Raw genomic sequence first — 2,487 nt, 5'->3', positions numbered from 1 at the left:
CACGCAGGCGCCCGCGGCACCGCCGCCCTCACCCGGAGGCGGGGGCGGGCCGGACGGCCGCTCCGGCGAGCGGGCCTGGCGCGGCACGGGGCCGGGCGCCGGCGGGACGCCCCGCGAAGCCGGGTTCGCCGCGCCGCCCGGAAGTGCGGTGCCGAGCGGCGGCGTCCTGGGCGTGGTCGGGTCGGGGCGCCCGCACTCCTCGCAGAAGCGGTCGCGTTCGTTGACGGGCTCGCCGCAGGTACGGCAGAGCGCGACGGGGGTGTGCTGATCCGCGTTCATGGTCAGAAGAGCGTCCTCGGACGGACGGCGTTGGCCCGTTTGACCATCGCGTGGCGGTGCTCGGCCCCGTCGGCGAGCTTGGCGAGCACGCGGTAGACCTCCTCCAGCCTCTTGCGGAGGGCCTGCTCGTCCAGGGCGGTGCCGAGGATCTGCTGCCGCACCCCGGGCGGCGCCGAGCCGCGGTCGGCGCGGACCCAGGCCAGCGCCGCCTCCAGCACCTCGGCGGCGAACGCGGCCGACCGCTCGGTGTCGAGGCGCAGCGACGACAGCCGCCGTCCCGCCTCGACGAGCGCGGGCGCGTCCAGCTCGGTGGGGCCGCGCCCCCGCACGGCGGTCGCGACGGCGGCGAGCTGCGCGGCGAGGTAGTGGCTGGAGATGCGGGGGACCGAGTCGAGGACGCGTTCGGCGGACGCGCGATCGCCCGCAGCGAGCCGCGTGCGCGCCAGCCCGAACGCGGCGCTGACGTGGGTGGGATCGGTGCGCCAGACCGTCTCGTAGTAGTAGCCGGCGGCGGCCGTCTCGCCCAGCGTCTCGTGGCAGAACGCCAGCGCCAGCTTGGGCGCCTGCTCGCCCGGCGCGAGGTCGTACAGGTCGTTGAACACCGCGACGGCCTCGGTGCCGCGCCCGCCGGCGAGGGCGCGCGCGCCCCGGTACCAGTCGACGCGCCAGTCGTCCGGGGCCTCGGCGGCGATGTCCTCCAGCAGGTGCGCGGCGCCGTCGAGGTCGCCCAGCTCGATGCGGACGCGCACCAGCGCGAGCCGCACCTCCCGGGACGCGACCGGCGCGGACGCCAGCGCCGCGGCCAGGTCGGCGGGGTCGCGGGCGGTGAGCCCGGCGAGGAACGCCGCGGCCGGGTCGGAGGCGTACACCAGCGGGACGGGCAGCGCGGCCGCGGCGGCGGCCGGCTCCACCGGCGCCAGGATCGGCGGGGCCCCGCCGCTCCCCCGGGCGCCGTCCAGGCCGCCGACGATCTCGGTTCCGGCCGTCTGCTGCTCGGGCCCGAACAGGGGCGACGGCGCGGGGCGCGGGCGCCCGTCCTCGGCCGACAGGACCTCCCGCAGCACGCCGGTGAGCTGCTCGGCCATCTCGGCGGCGCTCTGGAACCGGCGGGCCGGGTCGGGGTGCGTGGCGCGGCGCAGCAGCCGGTGGTAGGACTCGTGCCGCTGGAAGAGCGGCACCTCCTCGCGCGGCGGCAGGCTGCGCAGATGCCGCCCGGTGTAGCCGCGGAACGGGAAGCTCAGCACGGCCAGCGTCCGGCCGACGGTGTAGAGGTCGGAGCTCACCGAGGGGCCCTGCGAGCCGATCTCGGGGGCCTGGTAGCCGGGCGTGCCGAAGATCGGGCTGTCCGCGTCGAAGGCCCGCCGGACGCCGCCGAGGTCGATCAGCTTGAGCTGCTCCTCGGACTGGATGGCGTTGTCGGGCTTGAAGTCGCAGTACAGCAGCCCGACGCCGTGCAGGTAGCCGAGCGCGCTCAGCACCTCCAGGCCGTAGGCGATGACCTGGCCGAGCGGCAGCGACGCCTGGTCGCCCTGCGCCTTGCGGGCGCTGAGCAGGATGTCCTTCAGCGAGCGGCCCCCGACGTACTCCATCACGATGTAGCCGGAGTCGCCGTGCCGCACGAAGTTGTAGATCTTGACGATGTTGGGGTGCTCGACCTCGGCGAGGAACGCGCGCTCGGCGGTGGCGGCGGCCAGCGAGTCGGCGTCGCCGGTGTCGAGCAGGCCCTTGAGGACGACCCACCGCTCGCTGACGTTGTGGTCGCGGGCCAGGTACACCCAGCCGAGCCCGCCGTGCGCGAGGCAGCCGAGCACCTCGTACTGCCCGCCGATCATCTCGCCGGGCCGCAGCTTCGGGGTGAACGAGAACGGGTGCCCGCAGTTGCGGCAGAAGCCCTCGGTGCGCCCCGGGCGCCCGCCCCGGCTGCGCCCGACCTTCTCGTCGCACTTGCTGCAGAAGCGCCGGTTCTCCGGCACCTCCGGATTCTCCATGATCGCCGAGGCGGGGTCGCGGGCCGGCACGGGCGGCACCTCGACGAGCCCGGCGCCGAGCATGCCGCGCCTGGCCGAGCCGCTGGAGCCCGTCCCCCGGGTGCCGCCGCGCGAGGCCGTCCGCCCGGACCCTACGCTGCCCGACCCGCTCGTCGGCGCGCTGCCGTACGACGCCCCCTGGCCGCTGCGCCCGCTCTGGCCGGACGAGCCGGGCGGCATG

At 76.6% G+C, this 2,487-nt stretch carries 2 protein-coding genes and 1 pseudogene; 1 reads left to right on the top strand and 2 read right to left on the bottom strand.

Annotated elements, in window-relative coordinates:
- Positions 1–279 (bottom strand): annotated as a pseudogene (locus tag ABWI04_RS42460) (hypothetical protein); the annotation flags it as partial.
- Positions 280–281: 2 nt separating this feature from the next.
- Positions 282–2,330 (bottom strand): serine/threonine-protein kinase, encoded by a 2,049-nt coding sequence (locus ABWI04_RS42455; RefSeq protein ID WP_353835947.1) that lies wholly within the window; start codon positions 2,328–2,330, stop codon positions 282–284.
- Here ABWI04_RS42455 and ABWI04_RS42450 point away from each other — a divergent pair.
- Positions 2,266–2,487 (top strand): hypothetical protein (locus ABWI04_RS42450; RefSeq protein WP_353835948.1); only part of this gene is annotated, 222 nt, incomplete at its 3' end. The two genes, ABWI04_RS42455 and ABWI04_RS42450, sit on opposite strands and share 65 nt — an antisense overlap.

The sequence above is a fragment of the Actinomadura sp. NPDC000929 genome (assembly GCF_040492065.1).
In the GTDB taxonomy this organism is placed as follows: Bacteria; Actinomycetota; Actinomycetes; order Streptosporangiales; family Streptosporangiaceae; genus Spirillospora; species Spirillospora verrucosospora.
Note: the sequence above shows the minus strand (reverse complement) of the source record. Positions and strands in the feature narration are given on the sequence as shown.